Annotated in this window: 15 protein-coding genes; 9 read left to right on the top strand and 6 right to left on the bottom strand. The window is 68.3% G+C overall.

Features of this window, described 5'->3' with window-relative positions; genetic code table 11:
* Window positions 1-286: 286 nt before the first annotated feature.
* The 3 genes from NBY65_RS24710 to NBY65_RS24720 all read right to left on the bottom strand — a co-directional run bounded on the left by NBY65_RS24710 (window position 287) and on the right by NBY65_RS24720 (window position 2,726).
* Window positions 287-580 (bottom strand): hypothetical protein, encoded by a 294-nt coding sequence (locus NBY65_RS24710; RefSeq protein WP_150040861.1) that lies wholly within the window; start codon window positions 578-580, stop codon window positions 287-289.
* Between the two features lie 182 nt (window positions 581-762).
* Complete coding sequence (locus NBY65_RS24715) at window positions 763-2,427, bottom strand: cation acetate symporter (protein ID WP_150040860.1); 1,665 nt, start codon at window positions 2,425-2,427, stop codon at window positions 763-765.
* Window positions 2,424-2,726: a DUF485 domain-containing protein gene (locus NBY65_RS24720; protein ID WP_150040859.1), complete on the bottom strand. Its 303-nt coding sequence runs from the start codon at window positions 2,724-2,726 to the stop codon at window positions 2,424-2,426. Before NBY65_RS24720 ends, NBY65_RS24715 begins: the two co-directional genes overlap by 4 nt.
* Before the next feature lie 703 nt (window positions 2,727-3,429).
* Between NBY65_RS24720 and NBY65_RS24725 the strand changes: the two genes are divergently transcribed.
* The 6 genes from NBY65_RS24725 to NBY65_RS24750 all read left to right on the top strand — a co-directional run bounded on the left by NBY65_RS24725 (window position 3,430) and on the right by NBY65_RS24750 (window position 11,455).
* Window positions 3,430-5,295, top strand: coding sequence for a propionyl-CoA synthetase (locus NBY65_RS24725; protein WP_203330481.1), 1,866 nt, complete (start codon window positions 3,430-3,432; stop codon window positions 5,293-5,295).
* A gap of 244 nt (window positions 5,296-5,539) precedes the next feature.
* Window positions 5,540-5,899, top strand: coding sequence for a hypothetical protein (locus NBY65_RS24730; protein ID WP_150040857.1), 360 nt, complete (start codon window positions 5,540-5,542; stop codon window positions 5,897-5,899).
* Window positions 5,900-5,979: 80 nt separating this feature from the next.
* The gene (locus NBY65_RS24735) at window positions 5,980-6,672 is read left to right on the top strand and encodes a GNAT family N-acetyltransferase (RefSeq protein ID WP_150040856.1); all 693 of its coding nucleotides are present in this window, start codon (window positions 5,980-5,982) and stop codon (window positions 6,670-6,672) included.
* Between the two features lie 114 nt (window positions 6,673-6,786).
* Window positions 6,787-8,577: a thiamine pyrophosphate-dependent enzyme gene (locus NBY65_RS24740; protein WP_150040855.1), complete on the top strand. Its 1,791-nt coding sequence runs from the start codon at window positions 6,787-6,789 to the stop codon at window positions 8,575-8,577.
* A gap of 212 nt (window positions 8,578-8,789) precedes the next feature.
* Window positions 8,790-10,049 carry a Glu/Leu/Phe/Val family dehydrogenase gene (locus NBY65_RS24745; protein WP_150040854.1) on the top strand — a complete coding sequence of 420 codons (1,260 nt, stop codon included), beginning with the start codon at window positions 8,790-8,792 and terminating at the stop codon, window positions 10,047-10,049.
* 119 nt (window positions 10,050-10,168) lie between these two features.
* Window positions 10,169-11,455 (top strand): cystathionine gamma-synthase family protein, encoded by a 1,287-nt coding sequence (locus NBY65_RS24750; protein WP_150040853.1) that lies wholly within the window; start codon window positions 10,169-10,171, stop codon window positions 11,453-11,455.
* A 47-nt stretch (window positions 11,456-11,502) separates the two neighbouring features.
* Here the strand turns inward: NBY65_RS24750 and glpK are convergent, their stop codons facing one another.
* Together glpK and NBY65_RS24760 are read right to left on the bottom strand one after the other, a co-directional pair.
* Window positions 11,503-12,999 carry a glycerol kinase GlpK gene (glpK, locus tag NBY65_RS24755; protein ID WP_150040852.1) on the bottom strand — a complete coding sequence of 499 codons (1,497 nt, stop codon included), beginning with the start codon at window positions 12,997-12,999 and terminating at the stop codon, window positions 11,503-11,505.
* 216 nt (window positions 13,000-13,215) lie between these two features.
* Window positions 13,216-14,604 (bottom strand): dipeptidase, encoded by a 1,389-nt coding sequence (locus NBY65_RS24760; RefSeq protein WP_150040851.1) that lies wholly within the window; start codon window positions 14,602-14,604, stop codon window positions 13,216-13,218.
* A gap of 148 nt (window positions 14,605-14,752) precedes the next feature.
* On the opposite strand from NBY65_RS24760, the gene NBY65_RS24765 reads away from it, so the two are divergent.
* The 3 genes from NBY65_RS24765 (at window position 14,753) to NBY65_RS24775 (ending at window position 18,518) form a co-directional block, all read left to right on the top strand.
* On the top strand, window positions 14,753-16,330 hold the full coding sequence (locus NBY65_RS24765) for an ABC transporter substrate-binding protein (RefSeq protein ID WP_150040850.1): 1,578 nt from the start codon (window positions 14,753-14,755) through the stop codon (window positions 16,328-16,330).
* Between the two features lie 93 nt (window positions 16,331-16,423).
* Window positions 16,424-17,965, top strand: coding sequence for an efflux transporter outer membrane subunit (locus NBY65_RS24770; RefSeq protein WP_150040849.1), 1,542 nt, complete (start codon window positions 16,424-16,426; stop codon window positions 17,963-17,965).
* Between the two features lie 199 nt (window positions 17,966-18,164).
* Window positions 18,165-18,518: a DUF4189 domain-containing protein gene (locus NBY65_RS24775; RefSeq protein ID WP_150040848.1), complete on the top strand. Its 354-nt coding sequence runs from the start codon at window positions 18,165-18,167 to the stop codon at window positions 18,516-18,518.
* Window positions 18,519-18,547: 29 nt separating this feature from the next.
* Here NBY65_RS24775 and NBY65_RS24780 read toward each other — a convergent pair whose 3' ends face one another.
* A complete protein-coding gene (locus NBY65_RS24780) occupies window positions 18,548-22,666 on the bottom strand; it encodes a PAS domain S-box protein (RefSeq protein WP_250265740.1) in 4,119 nt (1,372 codons plus the stop codon).
* Window positions 22,667-22,919 lie beyond the last annotated feature (253 nt).

Below are 22,919 nucleotides of genomic sequence, written 5' to 3' on the forward strand. Positions count from 1 at the left end.
CAGGTTCGCGTGTGCTGCCACCGTGACTGTCCCGTGACGTCTCCGGTGGGCTACTTAGGGCGGTGATCAGATCGCTGCAAATGATCTCGGCGCCGTGACACGGCGTGCATGGCAGGGTCGCTGTGCCGGGCGGTCGGGGCGGCCCCGGCGCTTCGTGCCAAAAAAACGCACCGACCAGGAACGATCGGTGCGCGGTGGCGGTGCCAGGGAAGGGCGGCCTGGCGCCGCCATGGCCAGAGGGGGCTGCCCTGGGCCGGGCGAGGAAGCGGCCCAGGGGCCCGCGGGGTCAGTTGGTCTTGGTCGGCGCGGGCTGCGGCGCCGGTGTCGTGGTCCCGGCGGTGGCACCCGGCTTCGCCTCCGGCGCCGTCTGGGCATGGCCGCTCGTCTTGTCGGAGGTCGCCGCCGGCTTTTCGGCGGCCTTCACCGGGGCCGGCTTGATGGTCTCGTGGCCGGTGGCGGCATGGGTGGCATGGGGATGGGGCGCGGGAGTGGCTTGCGGCGCGGTGGTCTCCGCCAGGGCCGGCAGGGTGAAGGCACCCATCAGCACGGTGGCCAGCGCGAGACGGGAAAAGCTCTTCATCGGGGTGGTCTCCTTCGGTCCGGCATGATCGCCGGGACAGGCAGAGGAAACCGCCGGCTCGCGGCGACCGCTTGGCAGGAGTTTGGCGCTGGTGGGGCGGGCGATGAATTCGCGGACATGAAAAAGAAAGGGGTGCCCGGCCGCGGCCGGACACCCCCAACGTCAGAAGCCTGATCGGTGGCTCAGTGCGAGGCCGCGCCTTCCGCCCCGATTCCGGTCTGGCTGCGGATGTATTGCGCCTCGAACCGTTCCTTCTCGTTGCGGGCGCCGACGCTGCGGTCGATCAGCGAGAACAGCCAGCAGCCGATGAAGGCGACCGGCATGGAGAACAGCGCCGGCGCGTTGTAGGGGAAGATGCCGGCGGGGTTGCCCAGCACCACCTTCCAGATCGACGGGCTCAGCACCGTCAGCACCACCGCGGTCAGCAGGCCGAGCCAGCCGCCGAGCACGGCGCCACGGGTGGTTAGCCCCTTCCAGTACATCGACAGGATCAGCACCGGGAAGTTGGCCGAGGCGGCGATGGCGAAGGCAAGGCCCACCATGAAGGCGATGTTCTGCTTTTCGAAAGCGATGCCCAGCACGATCGCCAGCACGCCCAGCACCACCGTGGTGATCTTCGAAACCCGCAGCTCGTCGCGTTCGTTGGCGCGGCCGTGCCGGAACACGCTGGCATAGAGGTCATGGCTGACCGCCGAGGCGCCTGCCAGCGTGAGCCCGGCCACCACCGCGAGGATGGTCGCGAAGGCCACGGCCGAGATGAAGCCGAGCAACAGGTCGCCGCCCACCGCGTGGGCCAGCCACACCGCCGCCATGTTGCCGCCGCCGCGCAGCGCGGTGCCGGCCAGGTAGGTGGGGTTGGTGGCGACCAGGGTGATGGCGCCGAAGCCGATGATGAAGGTCAGGATGTAGAAGTAGCCGATGAAGGTGGTCGCCCAGAACACCGACTTGCGGGCTTCCTTGGCGTCGGCGACGGTGAAGAAGCGCATCAGGATGTGCGGCAGGCCGGCGGTGCCGAACATCAGCGCCAGGCCGAGCGAGATTGCCTCGACCGGGTTGGCGACGATGGGGCCCGGCAGCATGATCGCGTCGTGCTTGGGATGCACCTCGATCGCCTTGGCGAACAGCGCCTCCGGGTTGAAGCCGAACTGCACCAGCACCAGGATCGCCATCAGGGTGGCGCCGCCGAGCAGCAGGCAGGCCTTGATGATCTGCACCCAGGTGGTCGCCAGCATGCCGCCGAAGGTGACGTACAGCACCATCAGCACGCCGACCAGCACGACGGCCACGTTGTAGTCGAGACCGAACAGCAGCTTGATCAACTGGCCGGCGCCGACCATCTGCGCGATCAGGTAGAAGGCCACCACCACCAGCGTGCCGGAGGCGGCAAGGCTGCGCATCGGCGTCTGCGACAGGCGGTAGCTGACCACGTCGGCAAAGGTGTATTTGCCAAGGTTGCGCAGCCGCTCGGCCATCAGCGTGACGATGATCGGCCAGCCGACCAGGAAGCCGATCGAATAGATCAGGCCATCATAGCCACTGGTGTAGACCAGCGCTGAGATGCCGAGGAACGATGCCGCGGACATGTAGTCGCCCGCGATCGCCAGCCCGTTCTGAAAGCCGGTGATGCCGCCGCCGGCCGTATAGAAATCAGCGGCCGAGCGGGTGCGCTTGGCGGCCCAATAGGTGATGAACAGGGTGCCGATGACGAAGGCGACGAACATCGTGATGGCGGTGACGTTGGTCGCCTGCCGCTCCGCCTGACCGAGATCGGCGCCGGCGGCCAGGGCGGGAAGCGAGGCCAGCGAGGCCAGGGCGGCAAGCGCCAGGATGCGCGGCAGGCGGCTCATCTTGCGTCCTCCACGATCTCGCGCGTGAGTTGGTCGTAGGCGGTGTTGGCACGCGCCACGTAGATGCCGGTGATGATGATGGCCGAGAGAATCACGCCCAGGCCGATCGGGAAGGCCAGGGTGATCGTGGCGCCGAGCTTGATCGCGAGGAATTCCTTGTTGAATGCGACCAGGAAAATGAAGCCGTAATAGATTACCAGCATCAGGGCCGCGAGCGTCCAGCTGAAGCGATTACGTCTGGCTTCGAGTTCTTTGAATTTTGGATTGCCTCTGACGCGACTAACGACGTCGACGGTCATTACGTTCTCCCGTTCCCGGGCCGCTTGGTGGCCTCGGTGTTGTACTTCGATCTGCTGTCCACGCCGGGTATTGCCGCGCGCAAGACACTGCAGCCCTTTCGCTCTATCCATGAAGCATGGCTGGAATGCAAGGACCGAAATGTATCCTCTGCAACTCAGCTTCGTGTGTCGCTGCCGGGGCGGTCCCGCCGTCGCGGTGCCCGCATACTGGGATACTCAGTCCACCGGATGAAAAAGTTGTCGCTTGCGAGATTTCCGATGTAATTTATTCGAAACCGGCGGCTTTGCCGTGCTTCGTGCAGGGCATCGAGACCCGGCCAAGATCTGGCCCCGGGGCATCGCTCCGGAACGTCCGGGCATAGGGAGGAAGAGACCGTCATGACGTATCGGCCGAAGCTGCCTCGTGGTCCCACGGCGCACGATATCTCGTGGCCTTCCCGTGGCACACCGACCTGTCAGGACTGTCAATCGCGGTGCGGGTGATTCGCCGCTTGCCCGCGATCACGGCAGGACTTCGCGACATCTTCCCCGCCAACCCGTCGCAGGCGCGGCAACGCCGCCTCGTCGCCTAGCCTCACGTCCCGTCACGGCCGCCGGAACGCATGCCATACGTTCCGCGATCGTCCATGCCATGGCAAACTGATTGCGCACTGGGAGCAAAAAAATGAATGATATTGCGCACAACCCTCGTTACGAAGAAATAATGCTTGCATGGCGCCGTGACCCCGAAGCCTATTGGGCGGAAGCGGCCAAAGGCATCGACTGGATCCGTCCGCCCGAGCGCATTTTCGCGCCGGAGCTTGGCCCCTATGGCCGCTGGTTCGTGGGCGGCGAGATGAATACTTGCGTCAATGCCATCGACCGGCACGTGGCGGCCGGGCGGGGCGACCAGCCGGCCTTGATCTGGGACAGCCCGATGACCGGCCGGATCGTCAAGCTGACTTACACCGAGATGCGTGACCGCACCGCGCGGGTTGCCGGCGCGCTCGCGCAGCTTGGGGTGCGGCGCGGCGACCGTGTGGTGATCTACATGCCGATGGTGCCAGAAGCCGCCATCGCCATGTTCGCCTGCGCCCGCATCGGGGCGATCCACTCCGTCGTGTTCGGCGGCTTCGCCGCGGCCGAGCTTGCCAAGCGCATCGACGATGCCACGCCGAAGGTGATCGTCTCCGCCTCCTGCGGCCTCGAGCCCGGGCGTGTCATTCCCTACAAACCGTTGCTGGACGCGGCGATCGCCTTTTCGAGCCACAAGCCGCAATCCTGCCTGATCCTGCAACGCGAGCAGGTGGTGGCGCCGCTGACACCAGGGCGCGACCATGACTTCGCCGAGGCGGAAGCCGCCGCCACGCCGCACGATCCGGTGCCGGTGCTGGCGACCGATCCGCTTTACATCCTTTATACGTCGGGCACGACCGGAAAGCCCAAGGGCGTGGTGCGCGACAATGGCGGCCACGCGGTCGCCCTGCACAACACGATGCGCATCCTGTACGGCGTGGACCCGGGCGATGTGTTCTGGGCAGCATCCGACATCGGCTGGGTGGTCGGACATTCCTACATCATCTACGCGCCGTTGCTCGCGGGCTGCACCAGCATCATGTACGAAGGCAAGCCGGTCGGGACCCCCGATCCCGGTGCTTTCTGGCGGGTCTGCTCGCAGCACGGCGTCCGCGCGCTGTTCACCGCCCCCACCGCGTTCCGCGCCATCAAGCAGCAGGATCCCGAGGCGTCCTACCTGGCGAAATACGATCTCTCGAAACTCGAGACGCTGTTCCTCGCGGGCGAGCGCTGCGATCCGCCGACCGCGGTGTGGGCGGCCGAGAAACTGGGCATCCCGGTGGTCGATCACTGGTGGCAGACCGAAACCGGCTGGGCGATCACGGCCGGCTTCAAGGGGCTTGGCCTGTTCCCCGTCAAGCCCGGCTCGGGCGGGCGCGCCTCGCCGGGCTTCGACCTGCAGGTGCTGAATGATGACGGCCATGTGCTGCCGCCGGGCGAGAGCGGCAACCTCGCGGTGAAACTGCCGCTGCCCCCGGGCTGCGCGCCCACCCTGTGGAACAACGACGAGGGCTTCCGCAACTCCTACATCGCCGACTTCCCCGGCTGGTACCGCACCGGCGATGCCGGGATCATCGATGCGGACGGCGACGTGTGGATCATGGGACGCACCGACGACATCATCAACGTGGCCGGGCACCGCCTGTCCACCGGTTCGATGGAAGAGGTGCTGGCCTCCCACCCGGACGTCGCCGAATGCGCCGTGGTCGGCGCCAAGGACGAACTGAAGGGACAGGTTCCGCTCGGGCTGGTGGTGCTGAAGGCGGGGGTCAGCCGCGCACCGGAGGACATCGTCCGGGAACTGGTGGCGTTGGTGCGAGACCGCATCGGGCCGGTCGCGGCCTTCAAGGATGCCCGCGTGGTGGCGCGGTTGCCCAAGACGCGCAGCGGCAAGATCCTGCGCGGATCGATCCGGCGTATCGCCGATGGCGAGGCGGCGGCGCCGCCGGCGACCATTGATGATCCGGCGGTGCTCGACGAGATCGGGGCGGTGCTGGGTCGCCCGGCCGCCTGAGCCGGCGTCCTCGGGGCGTTGTCCGTGGGCCAGGGCCGGCGTGGATCGCCGGCCCTGAGTCCCGACCGCCATCATGGTCGGGACGGCGAGCGTCTGCGGGAAACCTGTGTTCGCGCGACAAACATCTCGATGCGGCACCCCGGGATCACTTTGGCGGCGGGAAATGCACGTTACGGTTGCTTTTCGCCGCTTCGATCTCTAGGAAGCAGGGAACCGGGCACGTTTCCTCATGGTGGCAGGTTCGATGGCGAATTTTGGATCAGGCAACATAATCTTCCATCGCGCCGATATTCTCTATGCCCTGGAGTGGGCGGCGGCGGCACCGGGGCTGGGGCGCTGGACCGTTCTGCTCGACGATACGGAACAGACCAGGCTGGTTTCGGTGGTGCCTCCCGGTACCGAACGGCCGGCGTTCCTGATCACCCGTTCCCAGGAAGGCGTTTTCGTGATGCCGCAGGCGCCGGGCGAGGAAGGGTTGCAGATCCGGCGCTTCGGCAATTTGCGGGAAGCCGTGCTGGCGATCTGTCCGCTGGACGACGAGCGGGCCGTGGCCGTGAACGAGGCCATGGAGATCCTCTATCCGAGGACGTTGCGTTCGGACTGACCGGCTGCGGCCAAGCTGATCCGGCAGGCTCGTCGCGATCTTCTCTCCCGCCGGGAGGGAAGAGATGCGATGATGTTTCCATGAGCCCGCTTCCGATCGGCCCCGAGGTCGATGCCACCCCGCGTCCGTTGCCCGCGCGCGTGAAGATTCCCGGCCGGACCGTGACGCTTGAGCCATTGCACCCGCGTCACGCGCCCGATCTCTGGCGCGCCGCCCAGGGCGCGGACGAATCCTGGACCTATCTGGGCGTTGGTCCGTTCGCCTCGGCCGAGGCGATGGCACGCCATGTCGCGGCCTTCGCGAGCACGCACGATCCCATGGTCTGGGCGGTCAGGCCGGTGGCGACCGGCATGGTGTCCGGCTGGATCGCGCTGATGGACATCCAGCCCGCGCATGCCGCGATCGAACTCGGTCATATCTGGTTTGCCCCGGCGATGCAGCGCACGCGCGCGGCCACCGAGGCGATGTTCCTGTTGCTGCGGCTGGCCGCCGACGACCTGGGCTACCGGCGGCTGGTGTGGAAATGCAACGCACTGAATGAACCCAGCCGCCGTGCCGCCGAACGCCTCGGCTTCACCCCCGAGGGCCGGCACCGCGCCCATCTGGTGGTGAAGGGCCGGCTGCGCGACACCGACTGGTACAGCATCGTCGACGCGGAATGGCCGCGCTGTCGCGACGCGATCCTGGCCTGGCTTGATCCGGCGAATTTCGCCCCCGACGGCACCGCGCTGCGCGCGCTCGCCACGATCCGGGCGGAGCTGCAGCCGGCGTAACGACTCGCCGCGCCCGGGCGGCACCATCGTCGGCGAAGTGGTCGGGCTTCGGCCCTTACCGCCGCGACGCGACCGCTCTATCTTCGCCCCCGGATTGGGCTGGGAGCGGCAGTCATGGAACTGGCGAAGGCGCGCGGGGCTCGGATTGCGCCGCGACAGGGCGGACGGGTCCTTGCGGACGCCCTGGTGGCGCAGGGCATCACCCATGCCTTCACCGTCCCTGGCGAGAGCTTCCTGCCGGTGCTCGACGGCCTCTATGCCGTGCGCCAGAAACTGCATCTGACCACCTGCCGCTTCGAGGCCGGCGCCGCGAACATGGCCGAGGCCTACGGCAAGCTGACCGGTCGTCCGGCCGCCGCCTTCGTCACCCGTGGTCCGGGTGCCTGCCACGCCGCCATCGGCGTGCATGTGGCGTTCCAGGATTCGACCCCGCTGCTGCTGTTTGTCGGCCAGATTCCCTTCGGCGAAACCGATCGCGAGAGCTTCCAGGAAGTCGACTACCGGCGGATGTTCCAGCCGCTCGCCAAATGGGTGACGCAGATCGACGATGCCACCCGCATTCCCGAGATCGTCGCGCACGCGGTCGATGTCGCCACCACCGGTCGCCCCGGTCCGGTGGTGATCGCGCTCTCGGAGGAGATGCAGCAGCGCGTCGTCGAGGTTACCGATCTGCGCCCGGTCCAGGTCGCGCGCCCGCATCCGGATCCGGCCGCGCTGGAACGCATGCTGGCGCTGCTGGCGCGGGCCCGCAAGCCGCTGGCCATCCTCGGCGGCAGTGGCTGGAGCGAGCAGGGGCGGGCGGATATCCGTGCCTTCCTGACAACCAACGATCTGCCGGTCAGCGTTTCCTTCCGCCGCCAGGCGCTGTACGACAACACGCTGGACAACTATGTCGGCGACCTTGGCGTTGGATCCGATCCGGCGCTGGTGGCGCGGGCGCGGGAAGCCGACCTGATCCTGGCCATCGGCACGCGGCTGGGGGAGGCGGTGTCGCAGGGCTACACGCTGCTCGATCCGGTGGGCGGCGTGCCGCTGGTGCATGTCCATCCCGATGCCGGCGAGATCGGCCGGGTGTTCCGGCCGGCACTCGGCATCGTCACCGACCTCAATGTCTTCGCCGCCGCGGCGGCGCGCCTGCCCGCGGTGCAGCCCGCCTGGTCGGAATGGCGGCACGACCTGCGCGCGCTGCGCCAGGCCGGCCGTGAGGTCCCGGAGTACGAGGGGCCGCTCAATCTCGCCCGGGTCCTGCGCGAGCTCGAGGACCTGCTGGAAGACGACGCCATCCTCACCTGCGATGCCGGAAACTTCGCGACCTGGCCGCCACGCTTCATGAATTTCAGGGATGGCCAGCGCTTCATCGGCCCGACCAACGGCGCCATGGGCTACAGCGTGCCGGCGGCGATCGGGGCGAAGATCGCCTTTCCTGGTCGGCAGGTGGTTTCCTTCGTTGGTGACGGCGGTTTCCTGATGACCGGCCAGGAACTGGCCACCGCCTTCCATCACGGCGTCGCGCCGATCGTGCTGGTGTTCAACAACCAGATGTACGGCACGATCCGCATGCACCAGGAGCGGGCCTATCCCGGCCGCGTTTCCGGCACCGCGCTGACCAATCCCGATTTCGCGCGGCTGATCGAGGCGTTCGGCGGCCATGGCGAAGTCGTGGCGGCGACAGCGGAATTCGCCCCCGCCTTCCGTCGCGCCGTGCTGAGCGGACGCCCCGCCCTGATCGAGCTGCGGATGAATCCCGAGCAGATCACCACCCGCGCCACCATTGCCCAGCTACGCGCCGGCGCGACCGCTGCCAGCCGGCCGCCGGCAAAGCCCAAGGTCAAGCGCGCCTCCGCGCCGAAGCGTGCGGCGGCGGGCGTGCGCGCGGCGCCGAAGAAGCCCAAGCCGAAGCGCTGATATCGTATCAACACGGATATCGTTGTAAAATTGCAGCAAAACACTTCCGGCCATTTTGCCGGATTTCGTTCGCTTGCGGAAACTTGCAGTTTCCATCTATGCAAGGTGCCATCTCCGTCGTGTGATGTGCCTGTTCGTGATCGGGCCAGCATGGTTCGACCGGCGGGCCGCGCCGCTGCCCCGACAAGCGGTCCGCGACGAGGAGGAAACGCATGAGCATCTACACCGGCCCCGTGTTCGAGATGGCACGGGAACAGTTCAACGTGGTGTCCGATTACATCGGCATCCCGGTCGAGGACCGCGACCGGTTGTTGCTGCCAAAGCGGGCGGTGGCCGTCGCGATTCCCGTGCACATGGACAATGGCCGTGAATGCGTCTTCGAGGGTTTCCGCGTGCAGCATCATCTCACGCTCGGCCCCACCAAGGGCGGTACGCGGTTCTCGCCGACGCTCGACGTGGGCGAGGTGGCGGCGCTGGCGGTGTGGATGAGCTGGAAATGCGCCCTGTGCGGCCTGCCCTATGGCGGTGCCAAGGGCGGCGTGACCTGCGATCCCTACAAGCTGTCACGGCGCGAGCTGGAAGCGGTGTCGCGCCGCTACATGCAGGAGATGATTCCCTTCGTCGGCCCGCACACCGACGTGATGGCGCCGGACATGGGCACCAACGAACAGGTGATGGCCTGGTTCATGGACACCTATTCCATGTACCAGGGCAAGACCGTCACCGAGATCGTCACCGGCAAGCCGGTCTCGGCCGGTGGCACCGAAGGCCGGCGCGAGGCCACCGGCCGCGGCGTCGCGCATCTGGTGGGCCGCGCGATGGAGCGGCTGCAGATGAATCCGGGCGGTGCCACCGCCATCGTCCAGGGCTTCGGCAATGTCGGCTCGGTGACGGCGCTGGCGCTGGCCGAGCGGGGCGTGAAGATCCTCGGCGTCAGCGACCACACGGCCGCCTATTACGACCGCAACGGCCTCGACCTGGCATCGCTGCAGCGCCACGTGGGCGAGCACGGGGTGCTGGCGGGCTGGTCCACCGAGGCGCTGTTCGATCCCGGCGAACTGCTGGTGCAGCCTTGCGACGTGCTGGTGCCGGCTGCGGTCGAGCAGGTGATCACCGGCGAGAACGCGGGCCGGTTGCGCTGCCGCATCCTGGCCGAGGGCGCCAATGGCCCGACCACGCCGCAGGCCGACCGGGTCCTGGCCGGGCGGCGGGACGAGATCTTCGTCATCCCCGACATTCTCTGCAATGCCGGCGGCGTGGTGGTCAGCTATTTCGAGTGGGTGCAGGACCTGCAGCAGTTCTTCTGGGACGAGCAGGAGGTGCTGTCCCGTCTGGCCAAGGTGCTGGACCGCGCCTTCACCCGGGTCATGGCACGGGTGGACAGCGACCATGTGCCGCATCGTGACGCGGCCCTGGCGATCGGCGTGCAGAAGGTGCGGGACGCGAAGAAGATCCGCGGCCTGTTTCCCTGAGCCACGCTCACGCACGGGCAGGCGCCGGCGATGGTATCGCCGGCGCCGTCGTACAGTTACCGCGAGGAATTTTTCGCGATCTGACGCATACTGGCGGGGAATTCCAAGGAGGGCCCGTCATGACGGACAACCACAGCCATCGCGACGCCATCGGCAACCACCGTCTGCATCCCGAGACGATGATGCTCGGCTACGGCTACGATCCCGCCCTGTCGGAAGGGGCGGTGAAGCCGCCGGTCTTTCTCACCTCTACCTTCGTCTTCCGGTCCGCCGAGGATGGCCGCGATTTCTTCGACTACGTCTCCGGACGGCGGGAACCGCCGGGGCGTGGGTCGGCGGGGCTGGTCTATTCGCGCTTCAACCACCCCAACAGCGAGATCGTCGAGGATCGGCTCGCAGTCTACGAGGGCGGGGAATCGGCGCTGGTGTTTTCCTCGGGCATGTCGGCGATCGCCACCACCATCCTGGCCTATGCCCGGCCGGGGGATGCCATCCTGCACAGCCAGCCGCTCTACGGCGGCACCGAGACGCTGCTCTCGCGTACCTTCGCTGGCTTCGGCATCGCCGCCGAAGGCTTTGCCGATGGGCTGAGTGCCGTGGCCATCGACGAGGCGGCCGCGCGGGCCATGGCGCGCGGGCGCGTCTCGGTGATCCTGATCGAGACGCCGTCGAATCCCATGAACACGCTGGTCGATTTCTCCCTGATCGCCCGCACCGCCGATGCGATCGCCGAGAAGCAGGGCGCGCGTCCGGTGGTGCTGTGCGACAACACCCTGCTCGGGCCGGTGTTCCAGAAGCCGCTCGCGCACGGCATCGACATCAGCCTTTATTCGCTGACCAAATATGTCGGCGGGCATTCGGACCTGATCGCCGGCGCCGCCATCGGCTCGCGCGAGCGCATCCGGCCGGTGCGGCTGCTGCGCGGGGCGATCGGCACCCAGCTCGACCCGCATTCCTGCTGGATGCTCGGCCGCTCGCTGGAAACCCTGTCGCTGCGCATGCGTGAGGCCGCCCGCAATGCGGCGCTGGTCGCGGAGTTCCTCGGCGCGCATCCGCGCATCCGTCGCGTGCACAGCCTCGGCGCACTGGCCGAGGGCAGCGCCGCGCGTGAGGTCTACGAGGCGCAGTGCAGCGGCGCCGGCTCGACCTTCTCGATCGAGATCGATGGCGGGCAGGCCGAGGCGTTCCGCGTGCTGAACGCACTGCGCATCTTCCGACTCGCGGTGAGCCTGGGCGGCACCGAGTCGCTGACCTGCCACCCCGCCACCACCACCCATTCCGGCGTCCCGGCCGAGGTACGCGCGCACGAGGGCATCACCGACGGCACCATCCGCCTGTCGATCGGGATCGAGCATGCCGATGACCTGATAGCCGATCTGGCGCAGGCGCTGGCAACGCTGGGGTAGGGGGGCCTGCCGCCGGGCCGGGACGGCACTGTCCCGGCCCGGCCCGGTCAGGCGCGGGAAAGGGTGCGCCGCACCGCGTCGCGCCAGCCGTCGTAGCGGCGGTCGCGCTCGGCCGCGTCCATGCGCGGCACGAAGCGGCGTTGCAGCGCCCAGGAGCGGGCGAACTCCTCCGGCTCCGGGCAGACCCCGGCGGCGAAGCCGGCGAGATAGGCGGCCCCCAGGGCGGTGGTCTCCGCCACCACCGGCCGGTCCACCGGGGCACCGAGCATGTTGGCCAGGAACTGCATGGTCCAGTCGCTCGCCACCATGCCGCCATCGACGCGCAGCACCGTCTCGGCGTCGCCGGTCCAGTCCGCGCGCATCGCCTCGATCAGGTCGCGGGTCTGGAAGGCGACGCTCTCCAGCGCCGCGCGGGCGAGTTCGGCGGGGCCGGTGGCCCGGGTCAGGCCGAACAAGGCGCCGCGGGCCTCGCTGTCCCAGTGCGGCGCGCCGAGGCCGGTGAAGGCCGGCACCATGTACACCTGCTGCTGCGGATCGGCGTTCGCGGCGAGGCTGCCGCTTTCGGCGGCGTCGCGCAGCACGCCCAGCCCGTCGCGCAGCCATTGCACCGCGGCGCCGGCGACGAAGATGGCACCTTCCAGCGCGTAGCTGCGTTTTCCGTCCATCTGCAGCGCGATGGTGGTGAGCATGCGCGCCCGCGAGGCGACCGGCGCGTCGCCGGTGTGCAGCAGCAGGAAGCAGCCGGTGCCATAGGTGGATTTCACCATGCCCGGACGGAAGCAGGCCTGGCCGACCGTCGCCGCCTGCTGGTCGCCGGCGATCCCCATCACCGGCACCTCGCCGCCGAGCAACCCGGCCTCGGTCACGCCGAACAATCCGGCCGAATCGCGGATCTCCGGCAGCATCGCGGCGGGGATGCGGAACAGGTCGAGCAACTCGGGATCCCAGCAGCCGCGCGTGATGTCCATCAGCAGGGTGCGACTCGCGTTGGTGGCGTCGGTGGCGTGCACCCGCCCGCCGGTCAGCCGCCACAGCAACCAGGTGTCCACTGTGCCGAAGGCGAGCCGGCCGGCGGCCGCCGCCTCCCGCGCGCCGGCGACATTGTCGAGCAGCCAGCTCAGTTTGGTGGCCGAGAAATAGGGGTCGAGCAACAGGCCGGAACGGCGCGTCACCAGCGACTCGTGCCCGGCCTCGCGCAGGGCGGCGCAGAGCGGCGCGGTGCGGCGATCCTGCCAGACGATCGCCTTGTGGATCGGACGGCCGGTGGCGCGGTCCCAGACCAGCGTGGTCTCGCGCTGGTTGGTGATGCCGATGGCGGCGATGTCGCCGGTCGTCGCGCCGGCCTGCGCCATGGCCTCGCGCAGGGTTTCGACGCTATGGGTGAACAACTCCTCCGGGTCGTGCTCGACCCAGCCGGAGGCCGGGAAATGCTGCGGCAGGTCACGCCGGGCGGTCGCCACCGGGGCAAGCTGCGGCGCCCGGAAGGCGATGGTGCGGGTGGACGTCGTGCCCTGGTCGAGGGCCAGGATCAGGTCGCGTGGCATGGTGGGTTCACCTCCCCTTGGCCGGAGCATCGCCCTCGGTGCGGTCTCTGCCAAGCGGGGCGCTGCCCCGCACCCTGCCAGGAGGCTTTGCCTCCTGGACCTCCACCAAGGGCCATAGGCCCTTGGATCCCATTCATTGGGTGCAGGGGCCGATGGCCCCTGCCGGAGTCCAGAGGCGGAGCCTCTGGTGGGGCACGGGGCAACGCCCCGTACGCGTCACCGCCCCGCGAGCTTGCCCAGCAGCCGGGCATGGCTACGGGTCCCCTTGTGGAAGCACTTCACCTCGAACTTCTCGTTGGGGCTGTGCACCTGGTCGTCTTCCAGGCCGAACCCCATGAGCACGGTGGCGAGTCCCAGTTCCTGCTGCAATGTCTCGACCACCGGGATCGACCCGCCGCAGCCGATCATGACGGCCGGCTTGCCATATTCCTCCTGCAGCGCCGCCGCCGCCGCGGTGACGAAGCGGTTGTCGGTCGGGATCTCGATGCCGGCGCCGCACCCGAAGGTCTGGAACGACAACTGCGCGTCGGCCGGAACGTTCGCGCGCATGAACGCCTTGAAGCTTTCGGCGACGCGCTCGGGGTCCTGTCCGGGCACCAGCCGGAAGCTGACCTTGGCGCCGGCTTCGGACGCGATCACGGTCTTGCTGCCCGGTCCCTGGTAGCCGCCCCAGATGCCGTTGATGTCGCAGGTCGGCCGCGACCACACGCGTTCCAGCGCCGTGCGGTCGGTCTCCCCATAGGGTTCCGACAGCCCGAGCCCGGCCAGCACGCGTTTCTCGTCGAAGCCGAGGGCCGTCCAGGACGCGGCCTGCTCGGGCGAGAGGTCGCGCACGCCGTCATAGAAGCCCGGAAGCTGCACCCGGCCGTTCCCGTCCTTCAGCCGGCCCAGCGCGGTGGCCAGCGCGTTGATCGGGTTGAGCGCCGAGCCGCCATAGATGCCGGAATGCAGGTCGCGGTTGGCCGCCTTCAGGTCGACCTGCATGTAGACGATGCCGCGCAGGCTGGTGGACAAAGCCGGGGTGTCGATGTCCCACATGCCGGTATCGGAGATCACCGCGATGTCGGCCTTCAGCTCCTCGCGGTGCGCCACCACGAAGGGCTTGAAGTTGAGGCTGCTGATTTCCTCCTCGCCTTCGATCAGGGCGGTGACGCGGCAGGGCAGGGTGCCGGTCTCGGCGTGCCAGGCGCGGAAGGCGGCCAGCCACATCGCCACCTGTCCCTTGTCGTCGACCGCGCCGCGGGCCACCACGCGCGGGCCGTGCGGGCCCTCGACCACGGTCGGCTCGAAGGGCGGGTGGGTCCACAGTTCGACGGGTTCGGCCGGCTGCACGTCGTAATGCCCGTAGTACAGCAGATGCGGTGCGTCGCCGCCGGGGCCGGGATGGTGCGCGAGCACGCAGGGATGACCGGCGGTGTCACGCACCTCCGCGGTGAAGCCGATCTCGGCGAGCTGGCCGGCGACGAATTCGGCGGCGCGCCGGCAGTCCGCCGCATGGGCCGGCTGGGCGCTGACGCTGGGGATGCGCAGCCAGTCCATCCAGCGTGCCAGCGAATCCGCGGCGTCGGCATCGATGCGCGCGAGGACCTTTTCGGTCGTGCTCATTCAGTCTCGTCTCCGGATGTTGCATCTGGTTGCGGCAAGCGCGGAGTCGCCCCCGCCGTTCCCTGGCGCCGTATTGCACCCCACTCGGCGGCGGCACGGAAGGGGTGTAGGGTCCGGCCGGATCAGCACGGAGAGGGACGGTCCGGGAATGCAGCGCAGGAGTTTTCTCGCGGGCGGCATCGTATCCGCCGCGGGAGCATTCGGCCGCCATGCGCGCGCCCAGGACCGCGGCCGCGAGCTGCGTTTCGTGCCGCAGGGGAACCTTCAGGGGCTGGACCCGGTCTGCACCCCGACCACGGTGGCCCGCACCCATGGCTACATGGTGTGGGACACGCTGTACGGCCAGGACATGCGCGGCCGGGCCAGCCCGCAGATGGTCGCCGGTCACGAGGTCTCGACCGACCGCCTGGTCTGGCGCTTCACCCTGCGCGAGAACCTGCTGTTCCATGACGGGGAGAAGGTGCGCGCGCAGGATTGCGTGCCCTCGATCCTGCGCTGGGCGAAGCGGCGGGGCTATGGCGAGGCATTGCTGGCCCGGCTCGGCGAGATTCGCGCCCTGGACGACCGGCGTTTCGAGATCCGGCTGAAGCGGCCCTTTCCGCTGATGCTGGAGGCGCTCGGCACCGATGCCTGCTTCATCATGCCGGAGCGACTCGCCCGCACCGACCCGTTCAGCCAGATCCCCGAGGTCATCGGCAGCGGCCCTTACCGGTTCGTGCCCGAGGAGTGGGTGCCCGGCGGCAAGGCGGTGTATGCGCGCTGGGACCGCTATGTGCCGGTCGTCACCGCGCCGAACTTCACCAGCGGCGCCAAGGTCGCGCAGTTCGACCGGGTCGTCTGGCTGATGATGCCCGACCCGGCGATCGCCTCGGCGGCGCTGGTGCAGGGCGAGGTGGACTGGTGGGAAAGCCCGATGGTCGACCTGCTGCCGGTGCTGCGTGGTGCCGAAGGGGTGCGGCTGCAGGTGGACGACACCATCGGCGTGCAGGCGATGCTGGCTTTCAACCACCTGCATCCGCCGTTCGACAATCCGAAGTTGCTGCAGGCCCTGCTGCCCGCGCTGGATCAGGCGGAGTTCATGCAGGCGGCGTTGGGCAGCGAGCCCGACCTGTTCAACATCCCCTGTGGGGTGTTCACGCCCGGCCAGCCGATGGCCAATGAAGCCGGGCTTGAGGAACTGACCGGCCCGCGCGACCTGGGGCTTGCCCGTCGGCTGGTGGCCGAGAGCGGCTATCGGGGTGAGCCGGTCGTGCTGCTCGCGCCGACCGATTACCCGGCGACCCAGGCCCTGTGCCAGACCGCCGCGGCGTTGTTCCGCCGCCTCGGCCTGACCGTGCAGCAGGTCGACATGGACTGGGCCGCCCTGGTGGCCCGGCGCACCAGCCGCGAGCCGCCGTCCCATGGCGGCTGGAGCGCGTTCTGCACCACCCATGACGGGGTGTCGGTCGCCACCCCGGCCAATCACGCGCCGTTGCGCGGCACCGGGCGGCATGGCTGGTTCGGCTGGCCCACCAGCCCACGCATCGAGGCCCTGCGCGATGCCTGGTTCGACGCCCCGCACCAGATGGCACGGCTGGAGATCTGCGAGCGGATCCAGATGCAGGTCTGGGAGGAAGTGCCCTACCTCCCGCTCGGCCAGTGGTTCAAGCCGACGGCGCTGCGGTCGGATCTGGTGGATGTGGTCGAGGCGCCGTTCCCGCTGTTCTGGGGCGTCCGCCGGGAATAAGGCGCGGGCGAACCCGGGGGCGGTGCCGGGGGTTGCTGCCGATGCGGCCAGGAATCTCTCCTGGCGGTTGAGGGGGAGTTGCCCGCCTTGCCCATGACCCGGCCCGTCGCGCGCCATGCCGCGATCGCGACGCTGCTGTTGTTGTCCGCCTGTGCCGTGGGACCCGATTTCGAGCGTCCGATACCGTGGTGGAACCCCGCCGCCTGGTTCTCCGATCCGTCTCCGGCCGCCGGCGATGCCAGCGAGGCGGTGGCCGAGCCGGTCGATCCGCACTGGTGGCGGATCTTCGGCGATCCCGACCTGACCCGGCTGGAGCAGCGGCTTGGCGATGCCAATCTCGATGTCCGGGTCGCCGGCATCCGGCTGATGCAGGCTCGCGCCGCGGTGGGCGTCGCCCAGGCCGCGGGGCTGCCGTCGGTGAACGGCAATGCCAGCTATACCCGCGAGCAGCTCAGCCAGAAGGGGGTGCTGTCACTGTCCCCCGGCGCGAATGCGGCGAGCCAGGCGAACGGGCTGCCCGGCGCCGGCGCCAGCGTGCAAAATCCGGGGCTGTTCGCCCCCTTCGACCTGTTCCAGTACGGCTTCGACGCGTCCTGGGAAATCGATTTCTGGGGCCGGGTGCGCCGCAGCGTCGAATCCGCCGATGCCTCGCTCACCGCTGCCCAGGATGCGCGCCGCGATACGCTGGTCACCGCCACGGCCGAGCTCGCCCGCGCCTATGTCCAGTTGCGCGGCGTGCAGCGGCGCATCGAGATCACCCGGCAGAACCTGGGCATCGCGCAGCAGAGCCTGGTACTGACCCGCCAGCGCGCCGTCGGGGGACTCACCACCGATCTCGACGTGGCCAATGCCGCGGCGCAGGTGTCCAGCACCGCGTCCCAGATCCCGCCGCTGGAGGCGCAACAGGCCCAGTTGATCAATGCGATCGGCTTCCTGCTCGGCGAGGCGCCGGCGGCGCTGGCCGGGGAGCTGGTCCCGCCCAGGGCGATCCCGCCGGTGCCGCCGCGGGTGCCGGTGGGGCTGCCGTCGGAACTGGCGCGCCGTCGCCCCGATATCCGCCGTGCCGAGGCGCAACTGCATGCCGCCACCGCGGAGGTCGGCGTGGCGGTGGCCGATTTCTATCCGCGTCTCACCCTCTCGGCCAGCGCCGCGGTCCAGGGCGTGCAGTTCCGTGACCTGGCCGATTGGGGCCATGCCGGCACCTATGCGCTCGGGCCATCGGTGACGCTGCCGGTGTTCGAGGGCGGTCGCCTGCGCCGCACGCTGGAACTGCGCCAGGCGCAGCAGCAGGAAGCGGCGGTGCTGTATCAGCGCACCGTGCTGAATGCGCTGCACGAGGTGGATAACGCGCTGAGCGCCTACGCGGCCGAGCAGCGCCGCCGCGCCGAGCTGGAACGGGCGGTGGCGCAGAACCGGCGGGCGCTGGCGCTGGCGCGTGACCGCTATGCCCAGGGCGTTGCTGATTTCCTGCAGGTGCTGGACGTCCAGCGCAACCTGCTCGCCGCCGAGCAGCAGCTCACCGACAGCACCACCTCGGTCTCGACCAACCTGGTGCAGATCTACAAGGCGCTCGGCGGCGGCTGGGAGAACGATTTCCCGGAGACGCCGCCGGCGGCGAGGCAAGCCGTGCTTTAGAGGGGCATCTGCTTTCGCCCATGATTGGTTCCGTATCATTATAATCGGCAAAAATTATGATAATGATGAAATGGATAAATGAAAAATGATGAACGCTCGAATATAATGCAGATTAGCAAGCGATTGAGATTGGTTTGAATGGCGTTTTGAAAGGCGTTATAACACTGAGACGCGAAGATCTATTGAAGGTTTTCCTCTCATGTTGTTCCGCCTTGCGGCCGTTTCCTTCGTGTTGCTCGCGACCGCCGCCGGGCCGGGGGAGGCTCGTGCCGACGGCGCGATCGCGTATGGCGGCAATGGCCGTGTCGGTTTCTCCTACGACGAACATCCCCGCGCCGCCGCGGCCCGTGCGCTGGAGGATTGCGGGTATCAGTGCCGGATCGTCGCGCGCTTTTCCAACGCCTGCGCCTCGGTCGCCATCTCCCCTGATGGCGGCTATGGCTATGCGATCCGCGATCACCAGCGTCGTGCCGACATCGCCGCGGTGGAGAATTGCCGCGACTACGGCAATCGCGGCTGCCGCATCGAAATGCGCGGCTGCGACGAACGCTGAGTCGCGTCGGGAATGCTCCGGGGCAAGCCTCATTCCGCTGTCTGGTCCAGCGGCAACTCAATTCTGCAGCGCACGCCGTCGCTGCAGAATTCCAGGAGGGTTTCGGCGTCCAGGTCGTAGGGCAGGCTGACCTCCAGCAGTTCCCGCCCGAAGCCACGACGTATGGCGCCGGACGGAGCGGCGAGCACCAGCCCGCTTTCCCGCCAATCAAGGTGCAGGCGGCATCGACCCTCGGCATCGGGGTCCGCCTGCACTGTCCAGGCCACGTCCAGCCGTCCGCCCTCATGGCCGAGCGCGCCGTGCTTGATGGCATTCGTGGCCAGTTCGTGCAGGGCCAGTGCGAGCAGTTGCACGGTGTGGCCGGGCAGCACCACCGGTGGTCCGCCGACCCGTGCCTGCGATCCGGCATCGGCACCGTGGGCAGCAAGCTCAAGGCGTACCAACTCCTCCACCAGAATGCCGGACGAGCCCTCCCGCGACAGCAGCGCCTGCGCGCGTCCCAGGGCGGCGAGCCGTTGCTCGAAGCGCATCCCGAAATCGTCGAGCGAGTCACTGGTCACGAGCGTCTGGTCGGCAATACCGCCGATTACCGCGAGCAGATTGCGTGTGCGATGCTGTACCTCGGCGACCAGCACCTTCTGCACTTCCTGCATCCGGCGCAGGTCATGGACATCGGTCGAGGTGCCGAGCCACTCGACGATATGTCCTTCGGCGTTGCGCACCGGCCTGGCCCGGGTCTGGAACCACCGCCAGGCTCCCTGTGCGGCATCCAGGAGGCGATGCTCGGTCTCCAGCCCGCCCACCCGGTCCGCCTCTGCCCAGGCCGCCATGACGGGCTCGCGATCACCGGGATGCACGGCGCCAAGCCAACCATGGCCATGACTCTCCGCCCCGGACAGGCCGGTGAAGGTGCTCCATTGCGGGCTCGACCAGGTCCATCTGCCACCGTCGGTGGCCCGCCAGACGAACTGCGGGATGCCCTCCACGAGCGCCCGCTGCCGTGCTTCCTCGTCACGGAGTGCAGCCTCGACCCGCTTCAGTTCGGTAACGTCCTGCCCGATGCCGCCGATCCGTTCCACCGCCCCGCTCGCACTTCGCATCGGGAAGTCGGTGTTGCGCAGCCAGCGTAGCGCGCCGTCCGGGCGGCGGATGCGGTACTCGAATGTGACATGATCGCCTTCGCACACGCGGGCGATGCAGGCCACGGCACGCTCGCGGTCTTCCTCGACGATCAGGGCGGCCCAGCTTCGCAAGCCGTTGTCGGCGAACACGGTCTCGCGGTCGGCACCGTAGATCGCCTCGAAGGCCGGGCTCAGGTATTCCCATTGCAGGGTCTTGGCATTCCGGATCCAGAGCACATCGGAAGATGCTTCGCCGAACTGGCGAAAGCGCGCCTCGCTCTCGCGCAACCGCCGGAGAATCTGCAGGCGTTCGATCAGGTTGGCCGCGAGCCGGGCGAGCACGTCGAGAAAGCGGAGCATATCTCCCGTGGGCGTGCGGCATTCACGCCATTGGGCCGAGAGCATGCCGACGATCCGGCCACTATGCGCGCGGAGCGGCAGGGACACGACGGACAGGAAACCCGAGCTCCGGAACGCCGCGGCATCATCCGACCCGGCATCGAACTGCTCAAGGTCGGAGATGATGATGCGTTTGCCGGCCCGAAGGGCGCGGCCGCAGGCGCTGTCGCTGTCGGCCCGCACCCACTCCCAGTGCGTGGCGGATTCTGGATGGAAACCACGGCAGGCCATCAGCTTCAGCCTGTTGGTTTCGGCGTGCAGCTCCTGGATGCTGGCCGCGTCCGACCGCATGAGCACGGTGGCAGCTTCGACGATCCGGCTGTAAAGGGCTTCCGGCTCGCGCATGCCGACCAGGTCGGTGCTGACGCTCTGCAGCGTCTGCATGGCGGCGAGGTCGGCGGCGAGCCGCGTCTCGCTCTCACGCAGCGCCGCTTCCGCGATCTTGCGTTCATGGATGTCGATGTTCATCCCGACCCATTTTCGGACGATGCCGGCCGGGTCGGGAACTGGCACGGCACGCATGTTGGTCCAGCGCCATCCATTGCTGGCGACGCTGCGCAGGCGGAATTCCGCATCCACATGACGCCGCCCCGCCACCGCCTCGCGCCATTGTCGTTCGGCGCAGGAGCGATCCTCGGGGTGGATCGCATTCACCCAGCCATGGCCGAGCCATTGCGCCAGGGACTGACCAGTGTAGGCACGCCAGCTCGGGCTGTCGGCAGTCACCATCCCGTCCGCTTCGGTTTCCCACACGGCCTGTGCCCAGCTCTCGACCAGCAGGCGGAACCGCTCCTCGTTGTCGCGCAGCGCCGCTGCTGTGCGTTGGCGTTCGCTGATATCGCGCACGATGGCCCACATCATGTCCGGCTCACCCCCGGCGTCGCGCACCAGGATGGTGCGTAGCTCAACGGGAAGAACAGTCCCGTCTTTGCGGCGATATTCCTTTTCGTAGATGTCGGAGTAGCCGCGCAGCAGAATCTGATCCTGGACGATGCGGGCTTCAAAGGAATGCCAACGCTCCGGTGTCAGGTCCTGGTATGTCATCGTGTGCAACTCGTCGGCCGTGTAGCCCAGCATCTCGCGATAGAGATCGTTGAATTCGACGACGCGCCCGTCCATGGCGACCTGCACGAAAGCATCCCGCAGACTCTCGTGCAGCATCCGGTAGCGCAGCTCCGAAAGGCGCAGCTTCTCCTCGCTTTGCTTGCGTTCTGTGACGTCGGTCACGACGCCTGCCATGCGGACTGGCCAACCTGCGGCGTCGTGGTCGGTGCGGCCGAGCATGGCGATCCAATGGACGTTGCCGTCCGGCCAGCGCACGCGCACCTCGCAGGACAGCAGGCCGGTCTGCCGCGCCCGTTCAAAGGCCGAGCGGAAGACCGGTCGGTCTGCCTCGAGCACGTGATACTCGGCAATGGCCTGGCTCCATGCGGGTTGCAACTCCTGATAGCCGAACATCTGATCGTGGCGCAGCGACCGGATGGACGGCGTGCCGGCGACCAGGTCCAGGTCCCATGTGCCGATCTCCGCCGCCTCCATCACGAACTGGAGCCGTGCTTCGGCATCGCGCAGGCTGTCCGTCGCGGCAGCGAGGGCGATCGCGGTGATGTCGGCCTCTCTCAGCCCAAGCGATGCAGACCTGCCCTTGGCCAGGTTTTGCACCATCCCGGGATCCACCAGGGCCAGGATCGGCTGGGCGATCCGGGCCGCGGCCCGGCGGGCCAGGACAAAGGCCGCGGCCAGCGCCAGGGCGGAGAAGGTGAGGATGGTCCCGAGCGCCCGCCAGAGCGGCCCGTAGAACGCGGCGCGGGGAATGCCGACGATGACGCTCCAGCCGGACGGGCCGGGCCGGCTCCAGGTGGTGAGCAGCTTCGTGCCTTCGAGCGACGTCGTTTCCGCGATATCCTCGTCGCGGGCAAAGAGGAGCGCCAGGAAATCCGGGCTGGCCGACTTGCCGATGAAATACTCCGGCCGGTGTGTGCGTGCGACGATGACGCCCTTGCGGTCTGCTACCGAGACCAGCCAGCCAGGGGGCGGGTGCTGTCGCTGGATGGCCGCGTCGAAGGCATGCAGCGAGGGGGCCATGGCCAGGATCAGGCCGGCGCCCCCGTCGGCCTGCCGGACTGGAACGTCGATGGCGACGGTCAGGCGCTGCGCTGTCTGGCCGAAGAACACGTCGGACACCGAGGGCCTGCCCGTGGCAAGGACGCGGCGCTGATTCTCCAGGTTCTGCCGCCTGGGAAGCGATGTGCCGGGGGGCGCCGCGGTGTTCATCACCTGCTCTCCGTCCTTGCGCAGGACCAGGATGGTTCCCTCCGGGTCCTCGCGCGAGAGGAACGCCTCCGCCTGGGCGCGGAACGTCGGCAGGTCGCCGGTGATCAGGGCATGGGAGGACGCCAGCACCTGGAGCGCGGCGATGCGGGCATGCAGTTCCCCCTCGACGGCGAGCGCGATGCCGCGGGCCATTGCCTGCGCCTGCTGCGCGGCCAATTGCCGCTCGACCCGGTAATCGGCAAAGACCACCCCGGCCGCGAGCAGGATCAGCGGCAGCGAGGCGACCAGGACAAGGTGCGAGAGACGTGCCCGAAGCGATGGCGAGGGGCCAGTTTGGACGGCAACGGTCCTCACGGTGGCTCTCCTTGCGGCCCGGTGCCTGTCGGGAGGCCATCGTGACCAGGTGAGGCACCGTAAGCTGGTTGATGATTATTATTCGATTTCTTCTCAACCTGCTCTGCGTTCGCATTGATTTGTTCGATGTGGCATTGACGTGCATCAAGCAGACCCGCGAGAGGGCCTCGTTGCTTGAGAAATGTCTGTTCAATGCTGCGAGATGAGCGCGGGACAGGTTTCCGGCAGTCCTCCTTGAACGGCCCGATCCTGC

Source organism: Rhodovastum atsumiense (assembly GCF_937425535.1).
GTDB classification, from domain to species: Bacteria; Pseudomonadota; Alphaproteobacteria; order Acetobacterales; family Acetobacteraceae; genus Rhodovastum; species Rhodovastum atsumiense.

Excerpts from the sequence above, each read along its gene's own strand:
- NBY65_RS24710 (WP_150040861.1), bottom strand. The coding sequence starts at position 580 with ATGAAGAGCTTTTCCCGTCTCGCGCTGGCCACCGTGCTGATGGGTGCC.
- NBY65_RS24715 (WP_150040860.1), bottom strand. The coding sequence starts at position 2,427 with ATGAGCCGCCTGCCGCGCATCCTGGCGCTTGCCGCCCTGGCCTCGCTG.
- NBY65_RS24720 (WP_150040859.1), bottom strand. The coding sequence starts at position 2,726 with ATGACCGTCGACGTCGTTAGTCGCGTCAGAGGCAATCCAAAATTCAAA.
- NBY65_RS24725 (WP_203330481.1), top strand. The coding sequence starts at position 3,430 with ATGCTTGCATGGCGCCGTGACCCCGAAGCCTATTGGGCGGAAGCGGCC.
- NBY65_RS24730 (WP_150040857.1), top strand. The coding sequence starts at position 5,540 with ATGGCGAATTTTGGATCAGGCAACATAATCTTCCATCGCGCCGATATT.
- NBY65_RS24735 (WP_150040856.1), top strand. The coding sequence starts at position 5,980 with ATGAGCCCGCTTCCGATCGGCCCCGAGGTCGATGCCACCCCGCGTCCG.
- NBY65_RS24740 (WP_150040855.1), top strand. The coding sequence starts at position 6,787 with ATGGAACTGGCGAAGGCGCGCGGGGCTCGGATTGCGCCGCGACAGGGC.
- NBY65_RS24745 (WP_150040854.1), top strand. The coding sequence starts at position 8,790 with ATGAGCATCTACACCGGCCCCGTGTTCGAGATGGCACGGGAACAGTTC.
- NBY65_RS24750 (WP_150040853.1), top strand. The coding sequence starts at position 10,169 with ATGACGGACAACCACAGCCATCGCGACGCCATCGGCAACCACCGTCTG.
- glpK (WP_150040852.1), bottom strand. The coding sequence starts at position 12,999 with ATGCCACGCGACCTGATCCTGGCCCTCGACCAGGGCACGACGTCCACC.
- NBY65_RS24760 (WP_150040851.1), bottom strand. The coding sequence starts at position 14,604 with ATGAGCACGACCGAAAAGGTCCTCGCGCGCATCGATGCCGACGCCGCG.
- NBY65_RS24765 (WP_150040850.1), top strand. The coding sequence starts at position 14,753 with ATGCAGCGCAGGAGTTTTCTCGCGGGCGGCATCGTATCCGCCGCGGGA.
- NBY65_RS24770 (WP_150040849.1), top strand. The coding sequence starts at position 16,424 with ATGACCCGGCCCGTCGCGCGCCATGCCGCGATCGCGACGCTGCTGTTG.
- NBY65_RS24775 (WP_150040848.1), top strand. The coding sequence starts at position 18,165 with ATGTTGTTCCGCCTTGCGGCCGTTTCCTTCGTGTTGCTCGCGACCGCC.